General features: G+C 48.1%; 25 protein-coding genes. 24 read left to right on the top strand and 1 reads right to left on the bottom strand.

The features are described from left to right. The first annotated feature begins 67 nt into the window (after window positions 1-67). The 10 genes from OM416_RS15595 to OM416_RS15550 all read left to right on the top strand — a co-directional run bounded on the left by OM416_RS15595 (window position 68) and on the right by OM416_RS15550 (window position 9,029). A complete protein-coding gene (locus OM416_RS15595) occupies window positions 68-1,039 on the top strand; it encodes a phosphotransferase family protein (protein WP_264930885.1) in 972 nt (323 codons plus the stop codon). Window positions 1,040-1,057: 18 nt separating this feature from the next. Then, entirely contained in the window at window positions 1,058-2,056 is a 999-nt protein-coding gene (locus OM416_RS15590) for a glycosyltransferase (RefSeq protein WP_062836756.1), read from the top strand. Window positions 2,057-2,109: 53 nt separating this feature from the next. Further along, window positions 2,110-2,394, top strand: coding sequence for a hypothetical protein (locus OM416_RS15585; RefSeq protein WP_264930881.1), 285 nt, complete (start codon window positions 2,110-2,112; stop codon window positions 2,392-2,394). A gap of 113 nt (window positions 2,395-2,507) precedes the next feature. Further along, on the top strand, window positions 2,508-2,669 hold the full coding sequence (locus OM416_RS15580) for a hypothetical protein (protein WP_017691697.1): 162 nt from the start codon (window positions 2,508-2,510) through the stop codon (window positions 2,667-2,669). Between the two features lie 98 nt (window positions 2,670-2,767). Then, window positions 2,768-4,849 carry a ribosomal protection-like ABC-F family protein gene (gene abc-f, locus OM416_RS15575; protein WP_264930877.1) on the top strand — a complete coding sequence of 694 codons (2,082 nt, stop codon included), beginning with the start codon at window positions 2,768-2,770 and terminating at the stop codon, window positions 4,847-4,849. A 444-nt stretch (window positions 4,850-5,293) separates the two neighbouring features. After that, a complete protein-coding gene (locus tag OM416_RS15570) occupies window positions 5,294-5,761 on the top strand; it encodes a hypothetical protein (protein ID WP_264930875.1) in 468 nt (155 codons plus the stop codon). After that, on the top strand, window positions 5,761-6,045 hold the full coding sequence (locus tag OM416_RS15565; protein WP_036671603.1) for a hypothetical protein: 285 nt from the start codon (window positions 5,761-5,763) through the stop codon (window positions 6,043-6,045). Before OM416_RS15570 ends, OM416_RS15565 begins: the two co-directional genes overlap by 1 nt. A 4-nt stretch (window positions 6,046-6,049) precedes the next feature. Then, window positions 6,050-7,450, top strand: coding sequence for a glutathionylspermidine synthase family protein (locus OM416_RS15560; protein WP_264930867.1), 1,401 nt, complete (start codon window positions 6,050-6,052; stop codon window positions 7,448-7,450). Then, window positions 7,432-7,836, top strand: a complete 405-nt coding sequence (locus OM416_RS15555; RefSeq protein WP_017691702.1) for a DUF350 domain-containing protein — start codon at window positions 7,432-7,434, stop codon at window positions 7,834-7,836. The genes OM416_RS15560 and OM416_RS15555 overlap by 19 nt, the downstream gene beginning before the upstream one ends. A 245-nt stretch (window positions 7,837-8,081) precedes the next feature. Further along, window positions 8,082-9,029: a nucleoside hydrolase gene (locus OM416_RS15550; RefSeq protein ID WP_264930861.1), complete on the top strand. Its 948-nt coding sequence runs from the start codon at window positions 8,082-8,084 to the stop codon at window positions 9,027-9,029. Between the two features lie 78 nt (window positions 9,030-9,107). Here OM416_RS15550 and OM416_RS15545 read toward each other — a convergent pair whose 3' ends face one another. Then, entirely contained in the window at window positions 9,108-9,587 is a 480-nt protein-coding gene (locus OM416_RS15545; protein WP_264930859.1) for a heme-degrading domain-containing protein, read from the bottom strand. Window positions 9,588-9,813: 226 nt separating this feature from the next. On the opposite strand from OM416_RS15545, the gene lspA reads away from it, so the two are divergent. From lspA to OM416_RS15475, 14 genes are all read left to right on the top strand, one after another. Beyond that, window positions 9,814-10,305, top strand: a complete 492-nt coding sequence (gene lspA, locus OM416_RS15540; protein WP_264930857.1) for a signal peptidase II — start codon at window positions 9,814-9,816, stop codon at window positions 10,303-10,305. Between the two features lie 529 nt (window positions 10,306-10,834). Next, entirely contained in the window at window positions 10,835-12,025 is a 1,191-nt protein-coding gene (locus OM416_RS15535; protein ID WP_413775800.1) for an ABC transporter substrate-binding protein, read from the top strand. A 24-nt stretch (window positions 12,026-12,049) separates the two neighbouring features. Beyond that, window positions 12,050-12,916 (top strand): carbohydrate ABC transporter permease, encoded by an 867-nt coding sequence (locus OM416_RS15530; RefSeq protein ID WP_264930853.1) that lies wholly within the window; start codon window positions 12,050-12,052, stop codon window positions 12,914-12,916. Beyond that, a complete protein-coding gene (locus OM416_RS15525; protein WP_264930851.1) occupies window positions 12,916-13,743 on the top strand; it encodes a carbohydrate ABC transporter permease in 828 nt (275 codons plus the stop codon). Before OM416_RS15530 ends, OM416_RS15525 begins: the two co-directional genes overlap by 1 nt. A gap of 338 nt (window positions 13,744-14,081) precedes the next feature. Then, on the top strand, window positions 14,082-15,845 hold the full coding sequence (locus OM416_RS15520; protein ID WP_264930849.1) for a sensor histidine kinase: 1,764 nt from the start codon (window positions 14,082-14,084) through the stop codon (window positions 15,843-15,845). After that, window positions 15,835-16,629, top strand: coding sequence for a response regulator (locus OM416_RS15515; protein ID WP_264930847.1), 795 nt, complete (start codon window positions 15,835-15,837; stop codon window positions 16,627-16,629). The genes OM416_RS15520 and OM416_RS15515 overlap by 11 nt, the downstream gene beginning before the upstream one ends. Before the next feature lie 114 nt (window positions 16,630-16,743). Beyond that, window positions 16,744-18,063: an extracellular solute-binding protein gene (locus OM416_RS15510; protein WP_264930845.1), complete on the top strand. Its 1,320-nt coding sequence runs from the start codon at window positions 16,744-16,746 to the stop codon at window positions 18,061-18,063. Between the two features lie 38 nt (window positions 18,064-18,101). Continuing rightward, a complete protein-coding gene (locus tag OM416_RS15505; RefSeq protein ID WP_264930843.1) occupies window positions 18,102-18,983 on the top strand; it encodes a carbohydrate ABC transporter permease in 882 nt (293 codons plus the stop codon). 54 nt (window positions 18,984-19,037) lie between these two features. Next, window positions 19,038-19,901, top strand: coding sequence for a carbohydrate ABC transporter permease (locus tag OM416_RS15500; RefSeq protein WP_264931483.1), 864 nt, complete (start codon window positions 19,038-19,040; stop codon window positions 19,899-19,901). 235 nt (window positions 19,902-20,136) lie between these two features. Then, a complete protein-coding gene (locus OM416_RS15495; RefSeq protein ID WP_264930841.1) occupies window positions 20,137-21,546 on the top strand; it encodes an MATE family efflux transporter in 1,410 nt (469 codons plus the stop codon). A 196-nt stretch (window positions 21,547-21,742) separates the two neighbouring features. Next, on the top strand, window positions 21,743-22,621 hold the full coding sequence (locus OM416_RS15490) for a helix-turn-helix transcriptional regulator (RefSeq protein WP_413775799.1): 879 nt from the start codon (window positions 21,743-21,745) through the stop codon (window positions 22,619-22,621). A 128-nt stretch (window positions 22,622-22,749) separates the two neighbouring features. Further along, on the top strand, window positions 22,750-22,935 hold the full coding sequence (locus OM416_RS15485) for a hypothetical protein (RefSeq protein ID WP_264930837.1): 186 nt from the start codon (window positions 22,750-22,752) through the stop codon (window positions 22,933-22,935). A 213-nt stretch (window positions 22,936-23,148) separates the two neighbouring features. Further along, a complete protein-coding gene (locus tag OM416_RS15480) occupies window positions 23,149-23,859 on the top strand; it encodes a response regulator transcription factor (protein ID WP_264930835.1) in 711 nt (236 codons plus the stop codon). Beyond that, the gene (locus OM416_RS15475) at window positions 23,856-25,361 is read left to right on the top strand and encodes a sensor histidine kinase (protein WP_264930833.1); all 1,506 of its coding nucleotides are present in this window, start codon (window positions 23,856-23,858) and stop codon (window positions 25,359-25,361) included. The genes OM416_RS15480 and OM416_RS15475 overlap by 4 nt, the downstream gene beginning before the upstream one ends. The last annotated feature ends 40 nt before the right edge of the window (window positions 25,362-25,401 follow it).

The raw sequence follows: 25,401 nt of genomic DNA, 5'->3' as shown, positions 1-25,401 counted from the left end.
CGGCAACGTATGATGAATAGAAATCATAATCGGAGCGGTAGCGAGAACGAAATGGATGGTGAGTAGCGTGAATGAAGAGTTGGATGCATACAGCTGGGTGACGCTCGAAGGAATGCTGAATGTTCATTATATAACAAGCCGCGAACAATTGTATAAAGGAATGAACGGACGATATGTGGAGCGATTCACTGTTCCTACCGGTGGCAGTTATATTTTCAAACCACTGACGAATCCTGCACAGCATGGACGGGAACGATGGATGTACGAGCGTGTGATGTCTGGCTTACCACCAATCTATCCGCAACTCATTGCAGCGTCGGATCTTACCATTGCAACGGCACAGAGCTGGATGATCTATGAGGATCTGGGTCAACTGGTGCATGATTCACAAGAAGCGACGATGCTCGGTGCAGCGGTATATATGGCAGCGTGGCATGCATTGCCTGTTACGGATTGGAGTGAGCTGCCTAGCGTGGGCCAGAAGCCGTCCATTCGCACAATGTTGGAAGAGTTGCAAATGCATAGGCAATCTACCGATGAACTGTTATCCAGACTGGATATGCAGCTATCCGCATCCGATTGGGACAAGATTGCCACGTTGATTCTCACAGCTGAGGAGCAACTTCCAACTGTTCTGTGTCACGGAGACCTGCATCCCGGAAATATGGCGGATGTGGACGGCAGACTGGTCATCTTGGACTGGGAGCATGCGCATTTGAATACGCCACTGTGGGATATATATCATCTAGTGGATCTCTCACATCCGCTGTTTCCCAGAACGGTTACGCCTGCTTTGCGAGAGCGAGTTATAGATGTGTATTTGGACAAGCTGGGGAGCCTGGGCGTGCAGATTGAACGGGTTTCTTTTGCAGGATGGTACGATGCTTATGCTATTGTATTCTCACTCTGGATGCTGCGTTTGATTGATAGTGACCTGAGGAGTGAGGCATGTGTGTGGCCGAGGGAACAGCTGCGGAACCAATGGCATGAGACGGCAGCAACGCTGGAGCAGTGCATGAAGCATATGGGTGAGGAATAGAAATGAGGGGTGAGAAGCTTGCGTAAAGTCGGACTTGTTATGCGTAAAATTCAATTCACAGAGGCACAGGGGCCACGCGTATTTGCGGATCGACTGAAGCAGATTGGTCTGGAGCTGGGTGTGGATATTGTGTTCATCTCGCCGGAGCGTCATGTCAGCGGATACGACTGGTTGCCAGGGTATGAGCATGAGAAAGGTGACCTGGTGAACTACGATATCGTGCTGGACCAGATTCATAGTCAAAATATAGAGCATGTCATCTACACCGTATCCGGGTTTACGTTTTTGAAGATGTTCTTACCGAAAAGCGTATTGTTCCCGCACAGTTTCCCCGATCCCGCACTAACGGGATATGAGATGATGAAGCCATTTTATACGATGGTGGATAAAGCGATTGTACAGACCGAGTTTCTAAAAACAGAACTGGGCCGCAATTTCGGCGTACATGACGTGAACGTCATCCCGATTGGTTTTAGCGAAGAGCTGGCGAACCGGCACTACGACCCGAGTCAGGTTGTGCATAATCGGGTGCTCTGGATCGGTAGGGATGAAGCGAATCGTCGACCGGATCTGGTGCTGGAATATGCGCGGCAGAACCCGGACAAGGAAGTATATATGGTGTTCGGTGGTGTGCGCTATAAGGAAACCATGAAGAAGTACGACATCCCTGCCAATGTGAAGCTGAAGTTTGCGCTCACGCAGGATGAGATATTTACGTTGATGAACTCATCCAAGGTATATTGGAGCTGTTCGGCCTTTGATACGTTTGCGATGCCACTGACAGAAGCGATGGCGATGGGCAAAATGGTTGTGAAGCCGGAGCATGCCTGCTACGGTCACATTCGATCCACGCATGCCTTTGCAGGCAACGAGGATAATTGGTTTGAACTGGTGAACATGGCTGCGGCCGCGCCGCGCAGTGTGTCAGAAGATAACCGTGAGTATGCCTTTGGTGCTTTTTCGCGCACAAAGATGAAAGAAGGGTACCGGAACTTTTTCTCAGATTGGTTGAAGTAGCGTAAGGTCTGTAACAAAAAGCTTGATCCATCCAGCAACAGGAGGGGAACCTTATGGAAGTACTGATCTTGTGGACATTGGGAATGTGGGCGGTGCAGCTGCTGATTGAATGGCTTATCTATCGTTTGCAAGGACGTCGAATGACGTGGGTTCAATATATATTGCCATGTGTGGCCTTGCTCGGCGGTGCCGTTGTAATCATGATCAGCATCGATATTGGCGGGTGGAATGGCATCGGATATGCCCTGCTTGGCGCATCACTGGGTACCTCGGGAATGTTAACACTTATTACGGTGGCGATCAGGGATGTAATGCTTCGGGGACGGGGCAGGAATTAAGCGTAAGAATGAAACTACTGTACAGTAAGATTGAATTGGGCGAAGGGATGGTTGCGGAAACGCATTCGTCTGTGATATATTGACATTAATTATGACAAGGGAGGTGAAGACAGGTGAATCACGAGATGCTTAACAACCGTATTAGCCAGCTGCCGATTGCTATGGCTGGCATTGTTCATACTTTTCTGACCAACGGGAGAAGTCTGTCCAATTTTGAATATACGGAAGTTAACATTTGCGAGAAGATGCCTGCCTTGACCTCATTCGGACGATAAGCGATATTGCTTGAATTCTGAAGGGCCGCGGAGCTAACCTCCTGCGGCTCTTTTTGTGTTGCGGTCAGGATCTTCCATACCATAGGAGGAACCTTATTATGATGATTATTAGTGCGCAACAACTGACTCAATACCACGGAGCACATCTGGTGCTGGACGGCATTACGTTTGAAATAATGGAAGGTGACAAGGTCGCCCTGATCGGCCGCAACGGAAGCGGCAAGACCACACTTATGCGCCTGATGGCAAGACTGAACAAGCCGGATGAAGGGCAATTAATGATCAAGAAAGATACACGAATGGGATATGTGGCTCAGGTTCCAGAAGGATTGGATGACCATACCGTCCTGGATGTGCTGAGCCTTGGATTCAAAGAACTCATGGCGTGTCGCACGCAAATGAAGGAAATGGAGCAGCAGATGTCCGATCCGGCATGTGCAGCAGACGCTAATCAATTGGAGCGCCTGCTGAAACGCTACGCGGCACTGCAAGAACAGTTCGAGCGTGAGGGTGGATACGAAATGGATGCCCGGATCGATCAGGTGGCGGACGGTTTGGATATCGCCAAGGCGCATTATGGTTGGCGCTTTGGTTCCCTGTCCGGTGGGGAGCAGACTCGGGTGGTGCTGGCTTCACAGCTAATCGTAAGACCCGACCTGTTATTGCTGGATGAGCCGACGAATCATCTTGATCTGGAGCGGGTCGAGTGGCTGGAAGGATTTTTACGAGAATATCCCGGCACCATTGTCCTGATCTCGCATGATCGTTATTTTCTGGATCGGGTGGTGAATCGAACACTGGAGCTGGAGGATGGAGAAGCAGAAACATCTGCTGGCGGTTATACGGAATATATGAAAGTGAAGGAACAACGGCTGTTGCAGCAATTCGAGGAGTTTAAAGAGCAGCAGAAGGTTATCAAGAAAATGAAGGAAACAATCCGCCAGTTAGAGGAGTGGGGCCGAGTTGGTGGTAATGAAAAGTTCTTCAGGCGGGCTGCTTCCATGCGCAAGGCGCTGGAACGGATGGAACAGGTGAAGCGTCCTGTGCTGGAGCGCCGCAATGCCGAGTTCGATGTGCGTCCTACGGATCGAACGGGTAAACGGGTAGCGGTATTGGAACAGGTCGAGAAGAGCTATGGCGAGCGTGAAATCCTGCGCGGAATCTCGGGTCTGCTGGAATATGGCGACAAGATTGCTCTCATTGGTCGAAACGGCTCCGGCAAGACCACCTTGTTTAAGCTGTTGCTTGGTGACGAGCAGCCCAATGCGGGCAAGCTGGAGTGGGGGGCGCGTGTGGATGTGGGTTATCTGGCTCAACAGGAGGAACCTACGAATCCGAAGCTGAACGTACTCGAATACTTCCGTTTGGAGGCAGGCGTGGAAGAGGGAGAGGCTCGCGGAATTCTGGCCCGATATCTGTTCTATGGAGCGGATGTATTCCGCTCTGTCGGGCAATTATCTGGCGGGGAATGGACGCGTCTGCGGCTAGCTCTGCTGGTGCAACGTAAACCCAATGTACTGCTGCTCGATGAGCCAACGAACCATCTGGATATCGCATCCCGAGAAGCGCTGGAAGAGTCACTGGTTGATTTTGAAGGAACCGTACTTGCCATCTCGCATGATCGGTACTTCGTCAATCGCCTCGCTTCCCGTGTCTGGGAACTGGAGGACGGTCAGATGACCGCTTATCTGGGAGACTATGAGGCGTATCGTGAGAAGAAGCTTGATTTGCAAGCTCGTGCGGCGGCGACAACTCAGGCTACAGCAGGAGTGGGAGTTTCTTCTCGTGGGAACGCCAAGTCAGAGATGAAGTCGGGCATAACGTCTGCGCCCGGCGGGACTACCAGATCAGGGAAGAAACCAGAAACAAACTCGACAATGAACGGTTCCACTGTTGCGGCTACCGAAGGAAGTCGTGATTATGAAGCTTCTACTGAATCAGGTAAGGCGATGGCCTCTTCGGCAGCAGCTGCATCGAAACATAGAAGTGGCAATGGCAACAAACCGTCTGCGGAGAAGCTGGAACAGACGTTGGCTCGTCTTGAGGCACAGATTCAGGTGCTGGACCAACAGTTGGAAGTTGTGCAAAACAATCCGCTTGAACTGGAACAAATCTGGAATGATCGGGAGCAATTGTCCGCTGAATATAATGATGTATTGGCCCAGTGGGCTGAGTTATAAGTCCGAATGGCATGAGCATAAGATTGAACAAACGAGGTCGGAGAATTTTCTCCGGCCTTTTTGGACCGGAGTTACATACCAAACGCGGAATTTACTTGTTATTTCCTGCTTCGTTAATCGAGAAACGGGCGTGAAAACCTGCTCTATTTTAGTTAAACCACATAATGTAGCATCATCAATAGCACCTCGAACAGTAGCTTTTTTTACATGTCATGGGGAATAGAATCAATTTCATATCTCACTAAAATGGAGTTTTGTAACTAGACATAAACAAAGTAAACCATTTTGATCTATATCTAGCCTTGATTGAAGCAGCTGAAGGTATTGTGAAATTGATTCACTAGTGTAACTTTTTACCTCCCCATGCGTTAAATACGTTTGTATGAATTGAAACGGCTCACCTAAGAGCTCACAAAAAGGGAGGTTATCGGGATCTATTATTCATTGACGTATCGGAGTTGGTCGGATGATCGACAGGCGGAGACGGGGGTGCTGGAACAGGCTTCAGTCACGCGAGATGAACTGTTCATGCGCAAACTGGTGGATGCCACCCTGGTGAAAAATAAACTCTGGGCGCATCTGTCCAATGAATGCCAGGATGGGCTGGAACATGCAGTATATGTAACGGCGTATGACCAACAGATGCCGGATGAGTACGGTGCAGCCATTGCGGATGCTGCGCTGGCGATGTGCAAAATGTCTTCCATGTACAGTGCAGAGTATATGTTGTGGAATGGACGTTCATTTCAGGAGTTGGAACTCACAGCGTCATCCACCTATACGATGGAGCTTGCCGAGCAACTGCTGGACCATTACATGGTTCGCGATGGCAAGACGTATGAATTCCTGTATTCCGTGCTGGATGCGGATCGCAAGAAAGTGTTGTTTTATATGAAAGAGGTGGATCTGTAATGAGTGACCAAGAGCGGGGGCAAGCATCGAAACCCGGTTCAAAAGCAAAGCTGGTTGCGTTCTCCCTGATGCTGGCGGTACCTGCCGTGTTATCCGGTTGTGGCAGCAACAATGATGAATGTGACCCGGAGTATGATACCGGATGTGAATATGATTCCAGCAGTGGGCACTATTACTACGGTGGGTCGTCGTATCGAAGCAATAAGGACAGTAACAGCTCTTATAGCAAATCCAAGTCCAAATCAAGCGGCTTTGGTAGCTTCTTCCGCAGTTCGGGAGGATAACCGGATGAGGCAAGTGATTCAACTGCCGTTTAGTCACGAAGAGGTATTTCAGGGTGAAACGGGACAACAGATTCCATACCATCGAATGTACGGGAAGCAATATTGTGTGCCTGCTTTGACGGTCTATTCTCCCTCGGAGGTACAGGAGCTGCGTATTGCAGCTGAGGCGGTAGACGGCATTTACTGTAAAGTGATGCGATTTATCCAGCAATACATGCCGGATTCTTTTTTGCAGCATCAGTTGGGTATCCATCCGGGGCTTATTTCGGCGGCACGTATGGAGATGGTAACTGGAGGCATTACCCGTCAGGACTGGATTATTGGAGAGGCTGGGCCCAAGTGTATTGAAAATAATACGGACACTCCAACAGGCATACCGGAGGCTGCTGCATTAGAAAATATCCTGGTCGGTCTTGCTGAGGATGCCGCGTTGACTGCACCATCTGCCGAGATGGATACACGTATTCGGGAGTGTTTCAGGATATGGCTGGAATTCTATACAAACCAAGGATTGCAGGGTCCGGTGACGTTTACTTCTTTTGGCGAACATGTCGAAGATCGAACGAATACGGAATACCTGATGAGACGTTGTCAGGAAGCTGGATACGAAGTTTTCTATGCTCCACTTGAGGAACTGGAGATTGTTCCTGGGGAGGCGCTTTACCATCAGGGTCGGGAGATTAACCTGCTGTATCGCCTTTATCCACTGGAGTATCTGATCGATGATCGGGATGAGACGACAGGGGTGGAGATTGGGGCTGCGCTGCTTGAACTTGTACGTGAAGGACGACTAGGCCTGATGAATCCGGTTCAGCATGTACTGATGCAGAGCAAAGCCTTCATGGCGGCGATCTGGTCGCTCTACGAGCGTAACGAGCAAACCCCGGAATATTGCGGATTTACCCTCTTTGATGGAGCAGAAATGGACGTGATTTCCCGATATCTGCTGCCCACCTATTTTTCGGCTGAGCCTTTCGAGCTGAATGCCATACCGTATGTATCCAAAAGTTATTGGGGACGCGAGGGCAGAGGTACTCTTTTGCTGGATGGAGGAACGAACAATGTCCCTGGAAAGAAGGATATGGAGCATCCTCTTAACGAGACGCTGGAATCCAATCTTGCAAGTGCGGCAACAGACGAGGATGAAGAGATTACAGCTTATTACGAAAATCAGCCCAAAATCTATCAGCAGCTGGTGCCGATGGAACAGGCCGTGATCGAGACGGAAGATGGAGCGTACAGCGGTTATCTGCTTACAGGGGTGTTTGTTATCGGTGGGCGTTTGGCTGGGTTGTTACCACGGGTCGGGGAGAAAGTAACTGGAGATATGGCCTATTATTGCGCGGCTACGGTTCGTGAACGGATGAATGATGAGGAGGAGAAGGAATGGAAAACTTGGGATTAAACCTCGTGAATGTGGCGGTGGGTGTAGGCATTCTGTTGGTGGTATTGGTATGTGGATATTTCGCTTTTAGCAAATTGACCCGGTATAACGATAGTGAGGAGATCGCCAAAGGTAACGAGGCGGCAGGCATGTATATGGGTAGCAAATTGCTGGGACTGTGTATTATTGTGGGCATGGTATCTTTCTCGACGCATTCGTGGTTGGATATGCTGCTGTGGTCGGCGTTTGGAATTATTGTGCTGTGCCTGGTCTATATTATATTTGATTTCCTGATTCCCAAAATGCGGGTATGTGACGAAATTGCACGAGGTAATATGGCGGTAGCCCAGCTGCTGCGTTCGATTATCATCGGCGTTTCCATCGTCATCGGTACATTTTTGATGTAAAATAGGCCTAGAGATAAACGATAATTTAGAATGAATATAGTGTTTACACGAAAACGAAGAGGATAGAAAAAATCTGGAGAAGCGAAGCGTTCGCCTTTATCATCGGATTTTTACCTTTGAAAGAAGGTATACAAAAAATCTGAGGGTAACAGCGATCTTAAGATTGTTCTGTACGCAGAGTTATTAAGTGTAATGTTGTATTTTTGTTCTAAATGAATATCAAACGGAAGAAGGAGCGCGGCATCATGAGAAGAGTCATCATCGATACAGATACAGCAGGAGACGATACGATTGCGATCCTGACGGCATTGCATCACTTTCAGGTGGAAGGCATCACCATTACGGGCGGTAACGTACAATTCGACCAGGAGGTTGAAAATGCCCTGTACACGGTACAGGTTGCTGGACATGGCGGCAGGGTGCCTGTGTATAAAGGTTGCGAGCGTCCGCTAATGGCCTACGGAAAGGCTCAGCACCGCACAGTGGAAGATGTGCATGGCGATGACGGCATGGGCGGCGCGCATTTCCCGAAGGCGGATCAGCGTCCCGAGAGCGGGCATGCGGTTGATTTTATCATTGAGAAGGTGCATGCACATCCGGGCGAAATTGAACTTCTGGCGATTGCCCCGCTGACCAATATTGCAATGGCGATCCAGAAGGACCCAACCATTATTCCGGAGATTGCTCACCTGTACATCATGGGCGGAACGAATAACGCACTGGGCAACATTACACCGGCGGCGGAGTATAACTTCTACGTGGATCCGGAAGCGGCGAAAATTGTACTGCATGCAGGCATTCCGATCACGATGGTTGGCTGGGAGATGTGCACACAATATTCGGTCATGGACGATGACGATCATGCAGAGATTGCGGCTCTGGGTACATCGGGTGCTGATTTCTTCACCGCAATCAACAAAGTGGTTATGCAGTTCAACAAGTCGGTACATAAACTCAATGGCACCACTCATCCCGATACGTTGCTGATGGCTGTTGCGGCAGATGAATCCATCATGACCAAGTCGGGTCAATATTATGTGGATGTGGAAGCGGCAGGAGAACTGACACGTGGATACAGTGTGGTTGATATCAACGGACGTTTTGGCAAAGAGCCAAATGTACGTGTCTGTGAGGCCATTGATCGGCCCAAGTTCAAATCCATGCTGCTGGACGTTCTCTCAGCGATCCAATAAACGTAGGAATTTAACTACAGGAAAAAGAAGAAAATCCGTGCCTATCCCAGGTACGGATTTTTTATTGCCTATTTTAATCTAACCCTGCTGCAACAAAAACGAGCGAATGCCTGTCGTGACCAGATCATGGTCTTCCTCATCAGGCAAACCCGATACCGTAATGGTGCCGATCTGTCCCTCATTTTCCATAATTAGCGGGAAAGCGCCACCGGCCAGGACATAGTTCGATGAAGGCAGGTTGAAATCCTGCTCAAGTGTCTGGTTTTCACTTCTCAACCGCAGGGCTGTGTGCCAAGAGCTGGATGAGAAATGATTCACTACGTTGTTCTTGCGGCGAATCCAGTCTTCATTGTCGGGATGAGTGCCTTCCATCGCATGCAAAAAGAGACGATGTTCCTTCAGAGTGATGTCGATGGTCACGGCTTGGGAACGACGCTTCGCTTCTTCAACCAGATACAAGCCAAGTTGGAGTGCTGTTTCAGAATCAAATGTGCCAAATACCAAGTCTTTTTCTTCCTGCTGCATTTCCTTTAATTTCTCTGTCATGGTCAGGTTCAAATTACAGGCAGCCCCTTTACATATATGATTGATGTCTACATTCGACATGGGTTGGTGCAGTACCTTCCGAGTGCGGACTGGACGATGTTAGTGGATGTTATAAGCGTGGCTGAAGATGGCTCATTTGGAGACCGTACATCGGCTGTGTTAAAGTGAAGGGAACCTAATATACAAAACTCTTAAAGTTAAAATAAGTTATCGCTCAGTAGGCAGGAGGAGAAGCACGATGTTGTTTTATTTTGTAGCACTGCTGGTGACTTTGGTGGACCAGGGAACCAAGATTGCAGTGAGAATGTATATGGAAGTTGGCGACGTGATGAGACTGGGTGACTCTGGCATGCAATTGCAGCATTACGAGAACAGTGGAATGGCGGGCAGTCTGTTTCAGGGAAATGCGCGTCTGTTCGGTGTGATCGCCGTTCTGTTTATAGCAGGCATGCTGTATTACCGGAGTAAGGGTGAGATTCGCGGTTTCTGGATGCAAGCTGGCGCGGGCTTTATGGTCGGCGGGGCTTTAGGAAATGCACTTGATCGATTTATCTATGCTCGGGTAACGGATTTCCTCGTGTTTCCGTCCGGACGCGGGATTTTGAATCTCGCTGATGTCGCAATTAACATCGGTGTGGTCATGATCATCATCGGCATGTTGATTCGTGCATTTCAGAGTTATCGGGCCAAGCGTTTACGCAATGCACTGCCGAAGGTTGAGCGTTCGTAATAGGTTAGATAAAAGCTGCACAGTTGCTGAATATAAGCTTAATAAATGAAGGACATTGGATATCATCCAGTGTCCTTTTAGTTATGTCCGATTCGGGTCATGGGAAGAACTGCCGTGATTCATTTTTACCGAAACCGTTTTAGAAATAATAAAGACTTATATCATTCATTCAGATTGAAGTCGGTTTGGAAGTATTAACCATATGGTTATTTCACCATTTGAATGGGTAAATTTCTACGTATATAAAGTGAAACTAAGATATACACGAACACGGAGAGTGCAGAACCAATCTGAAGAAGCGCAGCTAAAAGCTTTCTGAAAGAAAGCTACTTCGAAAGCATACGCTAAAAACCGGATTTTCCCTTTGAGGAAGGGAATCAAAAAAATCTGGGGATAACAACGATCGGAAGATGGTACTGCAATCGGAGTGACACCGTGTAAATCATATTAGTTCAATTTATAAAGCTGAGGGAGGTACAACATGAGAACAACGCTTACCAAGGCTCTCGGGACAATGTTGCTGTGTGGAATGATGGCTGTACTTCTATCTTCCTGTACCAGTGGGGATAGCGCGAATGGCAAAGTGCAGATTGAGTTTTTCCAGAACAAGCCTGAAGCCAAAACAACCTTTGATGAATTAATTAAAACGTTCAATGCGGAGCATGACGATATTCAGGTCACTCAGGTGAATCCACCAGATGCGGAGACCGTCCTAAAGACGCGTGTCGTCAAAAATGATATACCGGATATTATGGCCATGGGTGCAACCGATACCTATTCCATTTTGGCCCAGAGTGATATTTTCACCGATCTGACGGACAGCTCATTACTCCAGACGATTGATCCGAACTACATACAAATGCTCAAGGATCTCACAGGCATGGACGAAGTGACAGGTATTCCTTACGCAACAAATGCAAACGGCATCATGTACAACAAAACGTTGTTTAAGGAAATGGGATTGGACGTGCCCAAGACGTGGGATGAACTCATTGCGACCGCCCAAAAGATTAAAGATGCAGGTGAGATTCCATTTTACTTCACATACAAGGATGACTGGCAGACGAGCCTTCCCTTCAATGCACTCGGCTCCAATCTGGTCGGTATTGATTTCTACCAAGAGCGGCGCGATGACAAAGTGACGTTCAAGGAGAAGTACCGCGAGGTAGCTGAGAAGCAGCTTGAACTCATGAAGTACGGTCATGGCGATAACTTTGGTAAAGCTTATTCGGACGGTAACCGTGCTTTTGCTAACGGTGAAGCCTTTATGTACATCCAGGGAACCTGGGCCATCTCGGAGATTCGCAAAGCGAACCCGAATGTAGACATCGGTTTCTTCCCATTCCCTACGGGCAATGATGCGAGCGAGATCAAGCTGGTGAACGGGATCGACTCCCTGTTTACCATTGCGGCGGACACGCCTAATCGCGAGCAGGCAGAGACGTTTATTGCGTTCCTGTTAAAGCCTGAAAATATCGGAAGGTACATTGATGAACAGACGCTGTTCTCTGCGGTAGAAGATGTGAAGCAGGATGATCCTGCCGTACAGGAATTGATGCCTTATATTGAGCAGGGCAAGGTTGTTGACTTTGCCGATCACTATATTCCGGCTGCCGTGCAGTTGAATTCCATCGTACAGTCCTTTTTGCAGAACCAAAACATCGACAACTATTTAGATACACTCGACAAAGAATGGGACAAGGTTGCCAATCGGCGCTAAGCCTTGTCTGAAGGAGGATGGAATATGAACAAGCGTATCGCACCTTATTACTGTATGACGGTTCCGGCGGTAGTATTGTTCTTCGTATTTATGACGCTGCCGGCCCTCCAGGGCATCTATTATTCATTTACGAATTATAACGGATTCGGGAAAGAGTATGATTTTGTTGGTTTCAAAAACTATTTCAACTTGTTCCAGGATGACAATGTAGGCAACGCCTACTGGTTTACGTTCAAATTTGCGATCGTGGTGACGATCCTGACCAATATTCTGAGCCTGCTCATTGCACTCGGGTTGAATGCCAAGATCAAGTTCCGTAACTTTTTCCGCGGCATCTATTTCCTGCCCAATATTCTGAGTGTATTGATTGTAGGTTACATATTTAACTACCTGTTCTCCAATGTCTTCCCGATCTGGGGACAAAATCTGGGCATCAATGCGCTCTCCACGAACATACTCGGTAGCGAAAGTCTGGCTTGGATCGGTATCGTCATTGTTGCAGTGTGGCAATCGGTGGCCCTGAATACGATTCTGTATTTGGCTGGTCTGCAAACGATACCAACGACACTATACGAGGCATCCAATCTCGATGGTGCAGGCAAATGGCGTGAATTCTGGAGCATTACATTCCCGCTGATTGCACCTTTCTTCACCATTAATATGGTGCTGGCGATGAAAAATTCACTTATGGTCTTTGACCAAATCGTAGCCTTGACCAACGGTGGTCCCGGACGGGCGACGCAGTCCATCTCCCATCTGATCTACACCGGAGGATTTGAAGGCGGCGAATATGCGTATCAATCTGCGAACTCGGTTATTTACTTCATCGTTATTGCGGTGATTTCAATTCTGCAAATCCGGTTCCTGCAAAGAAGGGAGATGGATCTGTAATGAGAAGCCGTACACGAATCAATTGGCTCGTTATGCTGCTCGTTGTGCTGGGTACCCTGTTTATCCTGTTCCCATTGTATATGACCGTTACGATTGCTTTGAAAAATCCGGAGCAGATGGCCCAATCGGTCTTTGCCTTTCCGACAACGCTTCACTGGGAGAATTTCGCGAGGGCCATCGACATGACGAACTTCTTCCAGTCGTTTCGTAACAGTGCGATTGTGACTGCATCCACCGTGCTTTTGACGTTGCTCAGTAACTCGATGGTGGCCTATGCGATTGCGCGGAATATGGAGAAACGCAAGTTTTTCAAAGGATTGTATTATTACTTCGTCAGCGCGATGTTCATTCCGTTCCCAATCATCATGCTGCCGATTGTTAAGCTGACTGCATCGCTAGAGATGACGAATCTGGTAGGTCTGATCCTGCTGCACACGGTCTATGGTCTGGCATTTAACGTATTTGTGTACGTTGGATACATCCGGTCCATTCCGGTAGCACTGGAGGAAGCGGCATTTGTGGATGGGGCGACAACTTGGGGCACGTTCTGGAAAATCATTTTCCCGCTCATGGCACCCATCAGTGCCACGGTTGGTATTCTTACCTGTCTGTCCACGTACAACGACTTCTTGCTGCCACTCATTATTATCAGTGATCCGGGACAGTACACGTTGCCGCTGGTACAGTATGTATTCCAAGGACAGTTTAATACCGAGTTTAACCTTGCATTCGCATCCTACCTGCTCGCGTTGCTGCCGATGATTATCATCTACCTGTTCGCACAGAAGTGGATTATCAACGGGGTTACACAAGGGTCTGTGAAATAACTGAAGATGTGCTACAGAAAAGAATAGGTGTGAAGGGGTATGAACAAAGAGAGGTGGACTGCAAGAGTCCCCTCTCTTTTTTTTGATCCTTGTCATTTAACGTTTGGGAACTCTTAAGAGGATTGATTAAGCTGTAAAACTATGCTATTTTTTAGTCGTTAGTTTAATCGGTAAACAAAGATAGTGAAAAGAAGATTAAGGTTCAATTTTGCAAGCGCTTTAACGAGAGAAACTGAATACGTAGATAAATCCGGCATCGTTTGTACCCAGTCTTCAAGAGCACGGGCGTAAGGTGGTGGGTCCTTTTACATGCAAAAAAAGAGAGGAGATTGGGGAAGTTGCACGGGAAAAAAGGGCATTTCAACTCACTTCGCAATCAGATATTTATTGGTTTTGTTATGGTGATGCTTGTTGTTCTGCTGCTCGCAGGCATAACGGCTTATGATCGGGTAGCTGCTCTGCTGAAAAGCAATGCGGAGAAACATATTCATCAAACTGCCGTCCAAGCCAGCGGCAGATTGGATGCACTCATTGCACAAGTGAACTCCCTGACAGCTCAGGTGGCGGATGATGCATATGTGCAGCGTCTGCTTAGCGATGAGAAGCAAGGCAACCCGGCCACCTTTAATCAGCGCCAAGCTCTTTTGCAGATTGCAGGCAGTTATCAGTCTTTCATCAATGGCGCGCAAAGTATGGAGATATACACTACGGGTTATAACCGCATCTTTCCGATGGATGACCGATCCCTCGATCTCAGAGTGGAGCGCAACTGGATCAGCCTGGCGGATGAAGGAAAAGGCAGACTGGTATGGGCAGGCGCTGACCCTGAAGATCCGGGTGTGCTTCTGGCTATTCGGCGGATTAACCTGCTGGAGCATTCTTTCGAACATGGAGGCTATGTGGTAGTGCGGATGCAACGCAGTTTTTTTCAACTCAATGATTCGAATGGGTCAGATGGTTCGCAGGACTCCATCATTCTCTTGGACAGGGGAGGAGAAGTGGTGACTTCCAACCTGGAAATTAATCTCGATCCAAAGGCCATATTGGACAGCGGATCAGTTGTCCAGAACGGGGAGAAATCCTATATCGTCGTCCGGCAAAAGTCTGAAATAACGGGATGGACACTTGCTGTCCTGACCCCGCTGCAGGAGACAACGGAAGGTGTGTCCATTCTGAGGACAGCGCTTCTCGTCTCGGGAATCATTGGTGTTGTTCTGTTCCTTATTATGTCGTTCTTTCTATCCACAATGATTACACGTCCGCTCATCCGCCTGATGCGGGCCATGCGCAGTGCGGAGCCGGGAGCAATGAGGCCGAATCTGATGGTCAGCTCTACGATGGAGATCAATGAACTTAACGATGTATATAACCAGATGGTCTACAGGCAGAACGAATTGACCCGTGTGGTTCATGAGAAGGAAATCATGCAGTCCCGGGCCGAGCTGAAGGCGTTGCAGTCTCAGATTAATCCCCATTTTCTATTCAACACGCTGGAGGCGTTCTATTGGTCCCTTGAAGAAAAGGGAGACGAGGAGATAGCACGTATGGTCGTGGCGATGTCCCGATTATTTCTCTACATTATCTCCAGTTCGCAGCAGGATGAATGGGTTACGATTGCCGACGAGCTGGAACACGCCGAGCGTTATCTTCGAATTATGCAGATGCGTCTGGGAGATAGAATGCAATGGGAGATTCAGCTGAGCGATGCGGTTCGTAAGGTCCCAATTCCGAAACTGCTCATACAGCCCTTGGTGGAAAATGCGATTCTTCATGGCATTGAAAGTAAACTGGGCCCGGGAAAGATAAGCGTCCATGTGGAGGCTTCGACTGAGAAAAATCTGGTTCACATTGAGGTTCGGGATGATGGTCCAGGTATGGATGAATCACGGCTTCAATCTGTCATTCACGCATTACATGGCGGCCCATCTGTATCCAACAAGGGGACAGGTGTAGGTCTGATTAACGTACATCGGCGGCTGAAGCTTTACTTTGGCAGCCAACTTGGCGAACGGTGCAGGCTTTCCATTACAAGCAAGGTTGGGGAAGGGACCGTCATTTGCTTTGAGATTCCCAAGGGAACGGAGGGTGCATATGATTCATGACAAAACGATTCTTATCGTGGATGATGAGCCGCGTACAAGAGAGGGTATTCGCAAGACACTGGAAGGATGGTCGGCAGGACGAAATCACATTCAGACTGCAGAAAGTGGCGTCGAGGCCGTGGAATGGCTCAAGAAAAAGCCGGCAGATCTGTTAATAACGGATGTTCGCATGCCGGAATTCTCTGGCTTGTCTCTGATCGAAGCCATTCAACATTTTTCGAACAAGCCTGTTGTCCTGATTATGTCGGGGCATGCCGATTTTCAGTACGCCCAGCAGGCCATTAAGTTGGGTGTCGTGGAGTATATGTTGAAACCGATTGATAAGGAACAGTTGGTGCAGACCGTCGAAAAAGCCTTGAAGTTCAGTGAACAACAGCGACGTATTCAAACGATGAAGGAACTGGTTGATCCCAAGTTGCTGGATTTTAAAGAGCGCGGGGAACAAAGGCTCAATAGCCAGATCAGTGAAGCTTTGGCCTATGTGGATACTCATCTGGGTGAACATGTGACCATGCGTGAAATCGCTGATTTACTCCATCTCAACTCCAGTTACTTCAGTGTATTATTTAAGGAACAGATCGGCATCAATTTTAGTGAATACCTGACCCGCAAACGCATTCAGCGCGCGAAGGAGTTGCTTGTGCAGACAACGATGCCAATCTCGGAGATTGCGGAACAGGTGGGTTATCAGACGGATAAGTATTTTATCACGGTATTTAAAAGTCTTGAGGGGCTAAGTCCAAGCAAATATCGGCATTCCCTATCTGAACGAAATAACAAATAACCTCAAAAAAGTGGAGTTTTTCCAAATCACTCTGGTATTATGGGTGTGATAGGCCCGTGCTACAATTTGGTTAAAGCGGTTACATTAACCGAAAAAACCAAGGGGGTTGGAATAATGAGCAAAAAGACGATGGCCATTCTTCTGTCATGGACGCTGGTTCTCGCCGTAATTTTATCCGGATGTAACAGTTCAAGTTCGGATCAAGAGGGTGAAACGGGCAGCAACGGCACAGATGGGAAAGTAACCCTCAAATTCATGCACCTCTGGCCAGCAGGCAGCTCCGCACAGCAAAACAAATTGGTCAACGATATCATCAAGCAGTATCAAACGGATCATCCGAATGTAACCATTAAGCAGGAAGTGCTGGAGAATGAACAATATAAGAACAAATTGAAAATCCTGTCGGCATCCAATGAACTTCCCGATGTTGGTGTAACTTGGGCTGCTGGATTTCTGGAACCTTATGTGAAGGGCAATCTGTTCGCACCGGTCGATGATCTGCTGAGCGACTCGCTGGGCGAGAAATTCATAGCCGGAACAACAGAAGCTTATGCGATAGACGGCAAAACATATGCGCTACCAATCGAGTTGAATATCTCCCCCATTTATTATAACAAAGCCATTTTTGCGAAATATAACTTGCAGCCGCCAGCAACGTACGATGAATTCCTGAGTGTGCTGAAGACACTGACAGAGAACGGTGAGGTGCCGATCGCACTCGGAAATAAAGACCGTTGGACCGGCTCACTCTGGTATATGTATCTGGCGAATCGGTTAGGTGGAGATGCACTGGAAAAGGCCATCAATGGCTCTGGCAAGTTTGACGATCCTGCGCTTACTCAAGCTGCTGCCGAGGTACAAAAACTGGTGGATATGAATGCCTTCAACAAAGGCTTCAACGGGTTGTCTAACGATGAGGGCAAATCGGAGTTCATGAACGAAAAAGCTGCCATGTACCTGATGGGTACCTGGGAACTGCCAAACTTCACGACCAATCCTGATATTCCGCAGGAATTCAAGGACAAGATCGGATTTTTCAAATTCCCAACGATGGAAGATGGCAAGAGCGATATTAACAGCTGGGTAGGTGGTCCAGGTGTAGGACTGTTCGTGGCCCAGAACTCCAAAGTGAAGGAAGAAGCGCAGAAGTTTGTGCAATACTTTGTGGAAAAATGGGGTGAGAGTTCGGTGACTGAAGCAGGCGTCATCCCGGCAACCAAAGTGGATACGGCTGCAGTACAGCTTCCACAGCTGTATATTGACCTACTGAACGAATTGAATCAGGCCAGCAGTCTCACACTCTTTGCAGACGTGCAGATGAAACCGGCAGCTGCTCAGGCACATCTGGACATGATTCAAGCATTGTTTGGCAAAGCGGTAACACCAGAGGATTTTGTGAAGAATCATCAGGCTGCGATTGATAAAGGCAATTGACGTACACACGTTTGAACGCTTGAAGGGAGGATAATGTGATGGACAAAGTCATGTCCAATCGTCTCGTTGCTGCGGTGTACGTGCTTCCTGCACTACTTCTGCTGCTGGTTTTGGTCTACATCCCAATCGTGCTCACCGGATATTATGGACTGATGCAATGGGATGGGATCGGTGCAATGACCTTTATTGGATTGGATAATTACACTAGATTGCTTCAGGACGGAACATTCTGGCAGAGTGCGAATCATACCTTTTTGCTTGCTTTGTTCTCTGCACTGAGCCTCATCGGTTATCTCATGATCGCTTTGGTGCTGTCGGGCAAGATCAAGGGCGCGAACTTGTTTCGAAAAATATACCTAATCCCGATGCTGTTGTCTTCCGTAGCCATCGCCCAGCTATGGCTGAAGATCTATCATCCCAGCAACGGGGTGCTGAATACATTCCTGGAAGCAATCGGATTCAGCAATCCACCAGCCTGGCTGGCGGAACCATCTCTGGTGCTGTATGCACTGTTCGTGCCAATTCTGTGGCAATATGCAGGCTTTTATATTTTGATCTATTATGCGGCCCTCAAAAATATTCCGGAATCTCTGGTGGAAGCAGCACGGATTGATGGGGCAAGCCCTTGGCAGATCGCTTTTCGAATCAAGCTGCCCCTTATTACAGAAGTCATTAAGGTGACCGTGGTGCTGGCCGTGGTGGGCTCGCTCAAGTATTTCGATCTCATCTACGTGATGACCGATGGCGGACCGAATGGCTCCAGCGAAGTGATGGCCTCCTATATGTATCGTCAGGCGTTCCGTAGCTTCGACTTTGGTTACGGCAGTGCTGTAGGTTTCTTCCTGCTCTTGATCTGTCTGCTGGTTACCTGGCTGCTTCGAAAAGCGACAGCATCCAAAGATACTATCCAGTATTCCTGACGTAAGTGAAATGAAAGGAGGTCCATCCCGGTGAAGACGGATACGGCCGTTAGATTGCCAGCGTACCCGGGGACAGGCCGAGGTTCGGCATGGTTAAGGAGATTTGGCTATGTTCTGCTGTATTTCCTCTTGTCCCTGGTAGCTTTGCTGCAAATTTTGCCCTTGGTGTGGCTGCTGTTATTCTCGCTCAAAAATAATCAGGAAGTATTCGACATGGCGCCTTTTTCCCTTCCTGCTACCCCGCGTTGGGAAAACTATGTCAAGGTATGGACAGAGGGAAATATCAGCTTATACTTCTTCAACAGTGTATGGATTACGGTGATCTCGGTTGTGTTTACCGTGCTGTTTGCCAGTCTGGTGACCTTTGCCATCACGCGTATGCGCTGGAAGGGGCGTTCGTTGGTGCTGGGGCTGTTCATGGTGGGTCTGATGATTCCTGTGCACTCCACCTTGATCCCGCTGTTCAGCTTGTTCCTGAAGCTTCATCTCACTGATCATCCTTTGTCAGTCATCCTGTCTTATATTGCCTTTAATATGCCAATTACCATTATGATTCTACTTGGATTCTACTACGCGCTTCCTCGGGAAGTGGAAGAAGCCGCCGTGATGGATGGTTGCTCCGTGCATCGAATTTTCTTCCGGATTGTGCTACCGATGACGTCTTCCGTCATCTCTACAACGGCGATTATTAACATGATCTATAACTGGAATGAATTTATCTTCGTCAATACGTTCATCAGTACAGATGCGTATAAGACCCTGACCGTTGGGGTGCAGAACTTTATCGGTCAATATACAACGGATTGGGGAGCCATTGGTGCGACGTTGATGATTAGTATTATGCCAATCCTGATTGCTTTTCTCATTCTGAGTAATCGAATCGTAGAGGGAATCGCTGCGGGTTCGGTCAAAGGTTAAAAGGTTGAGGGTTAGGGCCCTTCCATTACTTGCTTAAAAGGCGAGTTGGAAGGGCCTGTTATGTCTTCTGAAGCCTCTGGCAAGTGTACGGAAGATGGGCTTGATGAAAACGCTGAAAATACCTATTTATGGAATTGCAAAAAACTTTCAACTATTTTCGCAAAACTACTGCATTTTCAAACCACCTGTGCTAACATACCCTAAGAATTAAAGCCCACATGGGAAAGGTGAGAAAATGACAGCAATATCCTCAACCAAAGAGTCCCTCCGGTCTGATGCCAAGGATCTGAATCTGATTCGACTGACATGGCCTATTTTCCTGGAACTCTTCTTATTTATGTTGATGGGGAGCGTGGATACGCTCATGCTCAGCTCGGTATCCGATAATGCGGTCTCCGGCGTTGGAGCAGCCAATCAGATTATCTCTATTGCTATACTTGTATTGGAAGTCATTGGACATGGTGCTGCGATTGTAGTGGCACAATATATCGGATCGAAAAAGCTAAGTGAAGCAGCACAAGTTACAGGTAACGCAATTACACTGAACCTTATTGTGGGGTTGGTCCTGAGCGGAATTTTTCTTCTGTTCGGAGGACATTTGTTATCACTTCTGAACATTCAAGGCGAAATTTATGATTTTGCCCGTTCGTATATAAATATCGTCGGTGGCGGTATCTTCCTTCAGGCGCTCATTAATGCGCTTGCTGCAACGATTCGTACACATGGTTATACCAAAGAAACGATGTATGTCGCTGTATTCATGAACGTGATTCACGTTGTTGGTAACTATGCATTGATCTTTGGTCACTTCGGCCTGCCCAAGCTTGGGGTGGAAGGGGCAGCCATCTCTACGGTGGGAAGTCGCTTTATCTGCCTGCTGATCTTCTTCTGGTTGTTGTATCGTGTGAGCGAGGTACGAGTGGATTTCGAATACTACATTAAATTGTCCAAGAAATTCATTGGCAAAATTCTGCGGATTGGTATTCCGTCTGCGATGGAATCCATGGTATATCATTCCTGCCAGCTCGTGTTCACGCTGTATGTGACCTATCTGGGCGCAGAAGCCATGGCAACCAAACAGTATGCGGGTAATATCTCCAGCTACATCTACTTGTTCAGCATGGCGATTGGTATGGGGACATCGATCATTGTAGGTCGGCTTGTGGGTGCACGGCGCAAAGACGATGCGTACAAACGTGTTTTTGACAGTGTAAAATGGGCGCTTCTGGCAACAGTCATCATCGATGTAATCATCATTCTGTTCCGCGTGCCGCTGATGAGCATATTTACGGAAAATCCGGAAATTATCAAGCTGGGCTCTCAAGTGATTTTGCTCAGTCTTTTGCTCGAAACCGGACGTACCTGCAATATTGTTATTATTGGTTCCCTGCGTGCGGCAGGGGATGCAAAGTTCCCAGTATACATGGGGCTGATTTCCATGGTCTGCATGAGTCTGCCACTCGGGTACCTGCTTATATTCCAGCTTCATCTGGGGCTTGCTGGTGTGTGGCTTGCCATTGCGGCGGATGAGTGGACCCGTGCGGTCATTATGTTCTTCCGTTGGAAGAGCAGAGCCTGGGAGAAACATGAACTGGTGGAGCATGATGAAGAAGAGGTTGGCACACAGCCGGTACCGGCTGTCTGACGAAGAATGTTGTGCAAATAGATAAAAGGAGAGTCAATTACGGAAAGGATTCAATCCGTGGTTGGCTCTTTTTTGCGTTTTCGGCAGAGGGCAACCGAGGTAAAGATAGCAAAAATGATCAAAACGGCGATTACATCATTCACGTATAGTAAGGATATGGAAGGGGGCTTTACTTCAGTTGAGCCGTTACCGTGCAATGATTCAGCAAAGTTTGTTCTATATTGAGACCCATCTTCATGAGCAGATCGGGCTGGAAGAAGTGGCGTCTGAGGCGTTATTATCGCCGTATCACTACCACCGAATTTTCCGTAATGAGGTGGGCATGACCATCGTGGATTATATCCGCAATCGCCGGATGAGTCTGGCATCTACGGCCCTGCGAACTACAGATGCAGGCATTCTGGAAATCTCCCTGGCTTGTGGATTTGAGAGTCAGGAAGCCTTCACCCGCGCATTCCGCAAATGTTATGGCATGCCACCAGGACGTTTTCGCAAACTGTTCGATCTGACATTATTCGAAGGAAGAACCAGAGGAGGAGAGTTACAGATGAATCAGACGTCAACGATTACAGGTTGGATGTTAACCGGGAGTCATCCCCAAAATTATGAGATGGGTATTGATCCTGCCGAAGTACATCAGGGGAAAGCTTCAGGATATTTGAAAGCAGTTACGCCAATGGAGCCTAACGAGTTCGCAACGATGATGCAACAGTTCAGAGCGGACAAGTATGTGGGTAAGCGGATGAAGTTATCGGGATTCGTGAAGACCGAGCGTGTGGATGCGTTCTGCGGATTATGGATGCGGGTGGATAATAACGTCCATGATGTACTTCAGTTCGATAACATGCATGATCGGCCGATCACGGGTACGCAGCCATGGAATCAGTACAACATTGTGCTTGATGTACCGGAGGACAGCGCGGTCATTTCATTCGGGGTGATTTTGAACGGTAAAGGAAAAGTGTGGGTCGACAGCTTCCGCTTCGAGGAGGTTGATCTGAACACACCACTGACACATATGGAGACAGAGTACGAGATGTCGGACGAGCCGATCAATCTGTCATTTGAGGAGTAGATGCAATTTATGCGCAGATCCATTATCAAGCTGAGGCTATATGGGAATTATGATATAATGCTGGTGAGAATGGAGCTGATGCTGAGTGACTGAAAAGGCGATGGATACGCTGGAATTTCTGAGTCAGGATGCGTCCACCAGAATGGCCTACGATGCTCGAAGGCGCACGAGCTGAAGGTGCAGCCAAGGGTAAGTTGGAAGGCAAGAGAGAAATGGCCCGTGAATTACTTACACTTGGCGTAGATCTCTCTGCTATAGTTAAAGCATCTGGACTCTCCGAAGATGAAATTAAGAAGTTGTTGCCTAAACAGTAACATGAATTGAGAATCTATAGATTAAGGGCTGATCCAAACATGGGTTGGCTCTTTTTGTTGCCTTTAGGGTATAAAGAAAGTAGAGCCAAGTCCAAGCTGAGAAGATGCAAGTCTCTCATACAAATTGCAAACTCATCCATAGCTAATTCCCACGGACCTTGCTAACATAGACCCATAAACTAACTCATGACATAGATAAAGAGGATGAATCCCATGAATAAAAAAGTGCTCGTGGTAGATGACGAATCAAGTATTGTGAGTGCCATTGCTTACGCGCTGCGGCGCGAAGGATATGAAGTAGAGACTGCGAGTGACGGTGAAGAGGCCTTGGTCAAGGTCGCATTGTTTCACCCACAGGTCATGATTCTGGACGTCATGATGCCCAGGCTTGATGGATACGGCGTATGCCGCAGGCTGGAGGACCGCGAGGATATCGGCATTATTTTGCTGACCGTCAAAAATGATATCGTAGACAAAATCGTCGGCCTGGAAATGGGAGCCGATGATTACATGACCAAACCGTTCGAGATCCGCGAACTGCTCGCAAGGGTAAAAGCATTGATGCGCCGTGTCGAGAAAAGCAGTCCACCACCTGACGATTCGAAGAATCAGGCCATTGTGAATGGCGAACTGCGTATTCATGTCGCTCACCGTACGGTTACTGTAAATGAAGAGAAGCTAGATCTGACACCGAAAGAGTTCGACCTGCTGACTATTCTGATGTCCAATCCCGAGCGTGTGTACACACGAGACGATCTGCTGGATCGGGTGTGGGGTATGGAATATGCGGGTGGCACAAGAACCGTGGACATTCACATCCAGCGTTTGCGTAAAAAAATCGGGGATACGGATCAGCAAAAATTGCAGACCGTATACGGAATTGGCTACAAAGCATCTGCATCTGAAACGGGCGGGGCGGTATGAGAGTCAGCATCAAGCTGAAATTCAGTGTTTTTCTGGCAGCTTTGCTCATCCTGACGGTGGTGGTGCTCAGTTCACTGGTGCTGCGAGGTATTGAACGCAATCAGCAGTCACAGATCGAGGGAATTCTGTCACAGCAGACACGTCTGGTGAATTTGAATGTGAGACAGGCCTACTACACCGAGTCCGTTCATCTCGAACAGGACGTTTTTTTACAGCGAAACGGTCGCAGACTGGCACAGGAACTGGCCAACTCTACCGGATTGCCGATAGCTCTCTATGATATGAAGGGCCAACAAGTCGGTTCATCGATCAGCTCTGGGGAGAGTGCGATTGTTCAGGATACGCTGAACTATGCGCTACAAAATAAAATAGCCTACCATGAGCAAGGGGATACCTTGCTCTATGCGGCACCGTTGGATGGTCCGGATGGACAGATGGGTGCCGTATGGATGCAGTATCCAGTCCAGAGCTATCATGAATTCTATGCTCGCATCCTTCAACTGTTCATATGGGCGGGCATTGCCGTTGTGGCGCTGAGCTTCATTCTGGGGTACCTGTTCTACAATCGATTTGCTGTCGCCATTACCCGGCTGAAGAAGTCCGCAGATTCCATTCGCGAAGGCGACTATATTACGGAGTCTCCTGTAAGGCGCAAGGATGAATTGGGCGAGCTGGGGCAAGGCATCTATTATATGAGCACGTCAATTCAGCAGAACATCACAGCTATGCATGCGGAGCAGCAGAAGCTGCAACTGGCGATAGAGAAGCTGCAGGCGCTGGAACAGCAGCAGAAACAATATATCGGTAACATCAGCCATGAGTTCAAGACGCCACTAACGTCGATCAAAGCTTATGTGGAGCTGCTCGACATGTATAAGGATGATCCGCAACTGCTTGATGATGCCACGAATAATATTGGCAAAGAAACGGAGCGGCTGTACGAGATGGTCGAGAAAGTACTACATTTATCTGCCTTGGAGAAGTACGACTTCGAGAATCAGGCCGAAGATGTAGAGGTCAGTGCTCTGCTTGATGATGCCTGTGGCCGGATGCGTGGAAAAGCGGAGAAGTTCGCGCTGAACATGGAACTGGATCTTGAACCGGCGGTGATCCGTAGCGATCGAGAAAGTCTTATGCATATTTTCATCAACTTGCTGGATAATGCGATTAAATATAACGTTCCGGATGGTGTGATCCGGGTGAAGAACGAACTGCGGACGCAGGAGCGTCAAGCGGTCATTCGCATCTATAACTCGGGTACGCCGATTCCGGCAGAGGCGCGGGAGAAGATTTTTGAACCCTTTTACACCGTGAACAAAGACAGAGCCAGAAAAACCGGCGGAACCGGACTGGGACTATCTCTCGTGAAGCAGTTCGTTGAAAAACAGGGCGGTACAATCACCCTGCTGACAGGCGATCTAGAGGATGGGGAAGGTGTGACTTTCCAGCTTATTTTCCCTTTGGCAGATGCAAGTTTACAAGTTCGAAACAAGTCTGAATAACTTTGGAAGTATGCGATGTGTATGCTTGGTCTATAGCAAG

This window comes from Paenibacillus sp. LS1 (genome assembly GCF_026013365.1).
Lineage (GTDB): Bacteria > Bacillota > Bacilli > Paenibacillales > Paenibacillaceae > Paenibacillus.
This window is presented reverse-complemented; position numbering and strand designations above follow the sequence as displayed.